The organism is Candidatus Skiveiella danica, from assembly GCF_022705245.1.
In the GTDB taxonomy this organism is placed as follows: domain Bacteria; phylum Pseudomonadota; class Gammaproteobacteria; order Burkholderiales; family Burkholderiaceae_C; genus Skiveiella; species Skiveiella danica.
Map to the genome: position 1 here is coordinate 36,296 of NZ_JAKJEW010000031.1, position 6,713 is coordinate 43,008.

A 6,713-nucleotide genomic window follows, 5' to 3' on the forward strand; every position below is an offset into this window, starting at 1 on the left:
CGCCGAAATTCTGCAAAGCCTTGGATTTTAACGTTTTTTTCCAACAAAGCCCAGCAACTGGGTGGCCAGGTCGTCCTGCGTGAACAGCCGCTCGCGCGCCGCGCGCGCGCAAGCGTCCCAGGCGTTCAGTTCCGGCGTGCTCGGCGAGCGGGCGCCTGCGGTGTCGGCGATGCCGTTCCAGGTCCTGTGAAACTGCCGCAAAGAGGCGGGTGCATCGAGCCAGTCCAGGAAGGCTTCGAGCTTGGCATGGTGCGCGCCGTCATCCTGCGGGTAGATCTGCCAGATCAAGGGCCGGCCCGCCCACAGGGCGCGCACCAACGAGTCCTCGCCGCGCACGAAATTGAGGTCGCAGGCCCACAGCAGGTGGTCGTAGTCGACCTGGGTGAGCGCCGGGAGGTATGAAATCGATAGCGAAGAATGACCCATTGACGATGGGATGTGGCCATTTTCGTTCTTGAAAATGGAATTGACCGCCTCCGCAGCCCGTCCATGGGTCACCAGCAGCCGGGTGGGGGTCGCATCGGCCGCCAGATGGGCCAGCCAGGGCGCCAGCGCCGGCGGTTCGTAGCAGAACAGCGACAACAGGCGCTCGCCGCCAGCCTGCACGCCGAGCGCGGCCAGCCAGCCGGCCCGGTCGAACGCGGCCTGGCGCGCGGCCAGGTCCCTCTCGCGCAGCAGCCCGCCGGTGCGCGGCGTGAAGCCAGGGTAGAAGAAATGGCGCGTCAGTCCCTGTCCAGGGCCGTGCATCACCGGCGAGGGCAGGCCGTGGCAGCGTTCCACGTAGGGCTCGGCCGAGAGGTACTCCAGGTTGATCCAGACGGGGTCTGTTGAACGATTCTGGCCATTTCCCAGCGTCGAATGGCGTTGGAATGCTATGAATTCAGATGCAATTTCACAACCGAAGGCCTCGATCCACACGTCGGCGCGCGGCAGCTGCGCCATGGCTTCGGGTGGCATACCCGCGTGAAACGGCCGCGTCCACGGCAGCACCTGAATGCCCGCGAGGTGGCCTTCCACTGCGCCCGGCGCCATCCAGGCCAGGGCACGGGCATCGTCCACCCACAGCCGCACGCGCTGGCCGCGCGCCGCCAGCTGCGCGGCCAGACGCCAGCACACACCGAGGTCGCCGTGGTTATCGATCACCTGGCAGAAGAGGTCCCAAAGCAGGAGGGGGGAGGACGGGGCGGTCGGCATGCGGCGGATTGTCCCACCCACGCGCCCGGCACCAATTCCCGATACACTGGATAAATAAACAGTTGTTCAAGCCGCGCCATGTCCGAGTTCAAGCTCCCGCTCAACGCCATCAAAGGCCGCGGTGCTGCCACGCGGCTGGCGCACCGATTTGCCAGGGACGTGCGCGAGGCCTTCGACGACGACTGGCCGACGACCGACGCCGACAATGGCGCCGCTTCCGCCGTGCCCACGCAGGTGATCTTCGAAGACGTGAAATCCGCCATCGCCCGCAACGACTCACCCGACATCGACTTCGACTTCTCCATCAACCCCTACCGCGGCTGCGAGAATGGCTGCAGCTATTGCTACGCCCGGCCCACGCACAGCTACCTGAACCTGTCGCCCGGGTTGGACTTCGAGACGAAGATCATTGCCAAGCGCAACCTCGCCGAGGTACTTCGGTGCGAGCTGGCCGCACCGCGCTACCGTCCGCGCCGGCTCAACCTGGGCTCCGCCACCGACTGCTACCAGCCGGCGGAGCGCGAGCTGCGCCTGACCCGCGCCGTGATCGCGGTGCTGCAGGAGACCCGCCACCCGTTTTCGCTGATCACCAAGGGCAGCGGCGTGGAACGCGACCTGGACCTCATTGCCCCCATGGCCGCGATGGGCCTGGCCGCGGTGTACGTGACCGTCACCACGCTGGATGCGCAGCTTTCGCGCCGCCTGGAGCCGCGCGCCGCGGCGCCCTGGCGCCGCCTGCGCACGATCCGCGCGCTGGCGGATGCGGGTGTGCCCGTGGGCGTGAGCGTGGCGCCGCAGATTCCGTTTCTCAACACCGACATGGAGCAGGTGCTCGAAGCCGCCTGGGAGGCCGGCGCGCGCCGCGCTTTCTACACCGTGCTGCGCCTTCCGTGGGAGGTGGAGCCGCTGTTTCGCCAGTGGCTGGCCCTGCACGCCCCCGAGCGCGCGCAGCGCGTGCTGGCCCGGGTGCGTGAGATGCGCGACGGACGCGCCTACGAGGCCGACTTTTCCACGCGCATGAAAGGCCATGGCGTCTGGGCCGACCTGCTGCGCCAGCGCTTCGAGAAAACCTGCGCCCGCCTGGGCTACGGCGATCAGCCGACGGTGCTGGACATGAGCCAGTTCCGGCCCGCGGCCCTTGGGGGGCAGGGCCGGTTGTTCTGAGGCAACAAGCGCCAGCCGGATGACAATGGCGTCCTCGACAAGCTACCCAACGGACCCCCGGATGGCTCTTTCCGATATCCAGATCGCCCAGGCGGCAACGCTCAAACCCGTCTTGCCCTTGGCGCAGGAGCGTCTCGGGATTCCCGCTTCGGCGCTGGAGCCTTACGGGCACTACAAGGCCAAGATCGACCTCGCCTGGCTGGACCGGCATAGCGGGCCGAGCGGCAAGCTCGTGCTCGTGACAGCGATCAGCCCGACGCCGGCCGGCGAGGGCAAGACCACCACCGTGGTGGGCCTGGGCGACGCGCTGAACCGCATCGGCAAGCGCTGCGTGATCGCGCTGCGCGAGCCATCACTGGGGCCAGTGTTCGGCATGAAAGGTGGAGCCGCGGGCGGCGGCCATGCGCAGGTGGTCCCGATGGAAGACATCAACCTGCACTTCACAGGTGATTTCAACGCCATCGCGCTCGCCCACAACCTGCTGGCGGCGCTGATCGACAACCACATCCACCATGGCAATGCGTTGGGCTTCGACCTGCGGCGCATCGTGTGGCGTCGCGTCATCGACATGAACGACCGTGCGCTGCGCTCCACCGTGATCTCGCTTGGCGGCTCGGGCAATGGCTTTCCGCGCGAGGACGGCTTCGACATCGTCGTCGCGTCCGAGGTCATGGCGATCTTCTGCCTGGCCACCTCGCGGCGCGACCTGAAGGAGCGGCTGGCCCGGATCATCGTCGGCTACACGCGCGATCTGGACCCGATTCGCGCCAGCGACCTGCAGGCCCAGGGGGCCATGGCGGCACTGCTGAAGGATGCCATCAAGCCGAACCTGGTGCAGACGCTGGAGAACAACCCGGCCATCATTCACGGCGGACCGTTTGCCAACATTGCGCATGGCTGCAACCCCGTCATCGCAACCCAGGCGGCCCTGAAGCTGGGCGACTACGTGGTGACCGAGGCGGGCTTCGGTGCCGACCTGGGGGCCGAGAAATTCATCGACATCAAGTGCCGCAAGTCAGGGCTGCGGCCTGATGCCGTGGTGATCGTGGCGACGCTGCGCGCGCTCAAGTACCACGGCGGCGTGGACCTGAAGGACCTCGCGGCGCCCGACCCGGCCGCGGTGGAGAAGGGCCTGCCCAATCTGGAGCGGCACATCGAGAACATCCGCCATCGGCATGGTCTGCCCTGTGTCGTGGCGTTGAATCACTTCACCAGTGACACCAAGACCGAACTCGCGGTGTTGCGCAGGCACATGGAGCGCCAGGGCGTGCCGGTGGTGATGGCCCGCCATTGGGCCGAAGGCTCTGCCGGTGCCGAGGAACTGGCGCATGCGGTGGTCAGGCTGGCCGAGTCCGGCACGGCCCAGATGCGATTTGTCTACGAGGACGCCGACAGCCTGTGGAACAAGATGAAGGCGATTGCCACGCAGATCTATGGCGCATCCGACATTTCGGCCGACTCGGCGGTGCGGGCCCGGATTGCCCGCCTGCAGCAGGAGGGCTACGGCCACTACCCGGTCTGTGTGGCCAAGACGCAGTATTCGTTCTCGACCGACCCTAAACGGCGCGGCGCGCCCAGCGGCCACATGGTGAATATTCGCGACGTCCGCCTTGCCGCGGGGGCGGAATTCGTGGTGATGATCTGCGGCGACATCCTGACCATGCCGGGCCTGCCCAGAGAGCCGGCGTCCTCGCGTATCGACATCGACGACGAGGGGCGGATTTCGGGCTTGTTTTAACCAGCCGGCAGCGCATGTTGTGGCGGCGTGCGCAGGGGCATCCGAATTCAATCCGGCCTGCGGACCCGGCGGGTCACTTCACACCCTCACAACCTCACACCGGCCAGGTCGCGCCGTGCTCGGGCACGATGGCGCGCCATTTCAGCTCGTGCTCAATGCGCTGGCGCAACGCATCGGAGGCGGCCATGTCGCCGTGCACCACATAGACCTGGTCTGGGGCGCCTCGCATCTTGCGTAGCCAGTCGAGCAGCTGGTTGGCGTCGGCGTGGGCTGAGGCCGACTGGAGTTGCACCACTTCGGCGGCCACCTCAACCTCTTTGCCGTGGATGCGCACCGGACTTTCGCCGGCGGCAAGGCGGGCGCCGCGAGTGCCCGGGCTCTGGTAGCCGGTCAGGATGACCATGTTGCGCCGGTTGCCGGCGTACAGCGCCAGATGGTGCAGCACCCGGCCGCCGGTGGCCATGCCGCTCGCGGCCAGGATCACCATGGGCCCGTGCCGGTTGGCAAGGGCCTTGGATTGCTCCGGCGTTTCGATCATGGTGGCGGCATGCGCCATGGCCTGCGCCGCGCGCGCGCTCAGCCGGTGGTCGTCCGGGTGCTGGTTGAACAGGTTTGTAGTGTGGACGGCCATCGGGCTGTCCAGGAACACCGGCAGGCCGCGCGGGATGGCGCCTTTGGCCTTGAGCTGCGCGATGGCATGCAGCACGGCCTGCGCTCGCCCCACGGCGAACACCGGCACGACCGCCACGCCCCCGCGCGCAGCCAGCCGCTGCAGCGCGGGGCCGAATTCGGCCAGCAGGTCTTCCTGGGGGTGCAGGCGGTCGCCGTAGGTGGACTCGATCAGCACCGTGTCGGCGGCCGGCGGGTCGGCCGGCGGGTTCATCAGCAGGTCATCGGGGCGACCGAGGTCGCCCGAGAACAGGATGCGGTGCCCGGCCACTTCCAGAAGCAGGCTGGCCGCGCCCAGGATGTGGCCGGCGGGCGTGAAGGTGGCCCTCCAGCCGCGAATGGGCTGGAAGGTCTGGCCGAAAGGCTCCGCGTGGATCCGGCCCAGGCAGTCCAGCGCATCGCGGCGTGTGTACAGCGGCAGCGCCGGTGTGTGTTTCGAAAAGCCGTGCCGGTTGGCGAAGGCGGCGTCTTCTTCCTGGATGTGGCCGCTGTCGGGCAGAAGGATGCCGCAGAGGTCGCGCGTGCCGGCGGTGGCGTGCACCCGTCCGTGAAAGCCTTCGCGCACCAGCACCGGCAGGTAGCCGCTGTGGTCCAGGTGGGCGTGGGTCAGGATGACGGCGTGGATCTGGCCGGGCACCACCGGCAGGGGTCGCCAGTTGCGCAGGCGCAGCTGCTTGTAGCCCTGGAACAGCCCGCAGTCGACTAGGAGGCTGTGCCCGTCGTGCCGGACCAGAAAACGCGAGCCGGTGACGGTGTCCGCGCCGCCCAGAAAAGTGATGTTGACGCTCATGGATTCATGATACCCATGAGCGTTTCTTCCTGATCAGCCGCTGAAGAAGCTCTTGAGCCGGTCGGTCCAGCTGCTGCCCGTGGGTGAATGCTTGGCGCCACCTTTTTTCAGCGACTCTTCCAGGTCCTTCAGCAGTTTGCGCTGGTGCTCGGTGAGCTTGACCGGGGTCTCGATCGAGACGTGGCAGTACAGATCGCCGGGGTAGCTGGAGCGCACACCCTTGATGCCCTTGCCGCGCAGGCGAAACTGCTTGCCGGCCTGCGTGCCTTCGGGGATGTCGATGGCGGCCTTGCCGGCCAGCGTCGGCACCTCGATCTCGCCGCCAAGCGCGGCGGTGGTGAAGCTCAGCGGCACCTGGCAGTGCAGGTCGTCGCCGTCACGCTCGAAGATGTCGTGCTTCTTCAGGCGGATCTCGATGTAGAGGTCGCCGGGCGGGCCGCCGTTGGTGCCGGGTTCGCCATTGCCGGTGCTGCGGATGCGCATGCCGTCGTCGATGCCGGCGGGGATCTTCACTTCCAGCGTCTTCTGCTTCTTGATCTTGCCCTGGCCGTGGCAGCTGGTGCAGGGCTCGGGGATGATCTTGCCCTTGCCCTGGCATTGCGGGCAGGTCTGCTGCACGCTGAAGAAGCCCTGGCGCATCTGCACCGCACCTGCGCCGTGGCAGGTGGTGCAGGTGATGGGCTTGGTACCGGGCTTGGCGCCGGTGCCGTGGCAGGTCTCGCAGTCGTCCCAGCTGGGGATGCGGATCTGCGCATCCTTGCCGTTGGCCGCTTCCTCCAACGTGACTTCCATCGCGTACGACAGGTCGGAGCCGCGATACACCTGACGTCCGCCGCCGTGGCCGCGGCGCCCGCCCCCGAAGACGTCGCCGAAGATGTCACCAAAAGCCTCGGCAAAGCCGCCGAAGCCTTCTGCGCCGGGGCCGCCGCGCATGTTGGGGTCGACGCCGGCGTGGCCGTGCTGGTCGTAGGCCGCGCGCTTCTGCGGGTCGCTCAGCATCTCGTAGGCCTCTTTGGCCTCCTTGAACTTGACCTCGGCCGCCTTGGATGTTTCACCCTGGTTGCGGTCAGGGTGGTGCTTCATCGCCAGCTTGCGATAGGCCTTCTTGATTTCCTCGTCCGACGCGTTTTTCGGAACGCCCAGAATTTCGTAAAAGTC

5 protein-coding genes are annotated in these 6,713 nt (G+C 67.2%); 2 read left to right on the top strand and 3 right to left on the bottom strand.

All coding sequences use genetic code 11. From position 1 onward, the window contains the following. Window positions 1-27: 27 nt before the first annotated feature. Window positions 28-1,194, bottom strand: coding sequence for an elongation factor P maturation arginine rhamnosyltransferase EarP (gene earP / locus ACMUOY_RS16000; protein WP_413893733.1), 1,167 nt, complete (start codon window positions 1,192-1,194; stop codon window positions 28-30). Between the two features lie 78 nt (window positions 1,195-1,272). Here earP and ACMUOY_RS16005 point away from each other — a divergent pair, with 78 nt between their 5' ends. Both ACMUOY_RS16005 and ACMUOY_RS16010 read left to right on the top strand, forming a co-directional pair. Next, window positions 1,273-2,358, top strand: a complete 1,086-nt coding sequence (locus ACMUOY_RS16005) for a PA0069 family radical SAM protein (RefSeq protein WP_413893734.1) — start codon at window positions 1,273-1,275, stop codon at window positions 2,356-2,358. A 61-nt stretch (window positions 2,359-2,419) separates the two neighbouring features. Then, window positions 2,420-4,096, top strand: a complete 1,677-nt coding sequence (locus ACMUOY_RS16010; RefSeq protein ID WP_413893735.1) for a formate--tetrahydrofolate ligase — start codon at window positions 2,420-2,422, stop codon at window positions 4,094-4,096. A 94-nt stretch (window positions 4,097-4,190) separates the two neighbouring features. Here the strand turns inward: ACMUOY_RS16010 and ACMUOY_RS16015 are convergent, their stop codons facing one another. Together ACMUOY_RS16015 and dnaJ are read right to left on the bottom strand one after the other, a co-directional pair. Further along, entirely contained in the window at window positions 4,191-5,555 is a 1,365-nt protein-coding gene (locus ACMUOY_RS16015) for an MBL fold metallo-hydrolase RNA specificity domain-containing protein (RefSeq protein WP_413893736.1), read from the bottom strand. Window positions 5,556-5,588: 33 nt separating this feature from the next. Then, window positions 5,589-6,713: molecular chaperone DnaJ (gene dnaJ, locus ACMUOY_RS16020; protein WP_413893737.1), on the bottom strand; the 1,125-nt coding region annotated here is incomplete at its 5' end.

What these genes read in the sequence shown, in the direction of transcription:
- earP (WP_413893733.1), bottom strand. Translation starts at nt 1,194, where the DNA reads ATGCCGACCGCCCCGTCCTCCCCCCTCCTGCTTTGGGACCTCTTCTGC.
- ACMUOY_RS16015 (WP_413893736.1), bottom strand. Translation starts at nt 5,555, where the DNA reads ATGAGCGTCAACATCACTTTTCTGGGCGGCGCGGACACCGTCACCGGC.
- ACMUOY_RS16010 (WP_413893735.1), top strand. Translation starts at nt 2,420, where the DNA reads ATGGCTCTTTCCGATATCCAGATCGCCCAGGCGGCAACGCTCAAACCC.
- ACMUOY_RS16005 (WP_413893734.1), top strand. Translation starts at nt 1,273, where the DNA reads ATGTCCGAGTTCAAGCTCCCGCTCAACGCCATCAAAGGCCGCGGTGCT.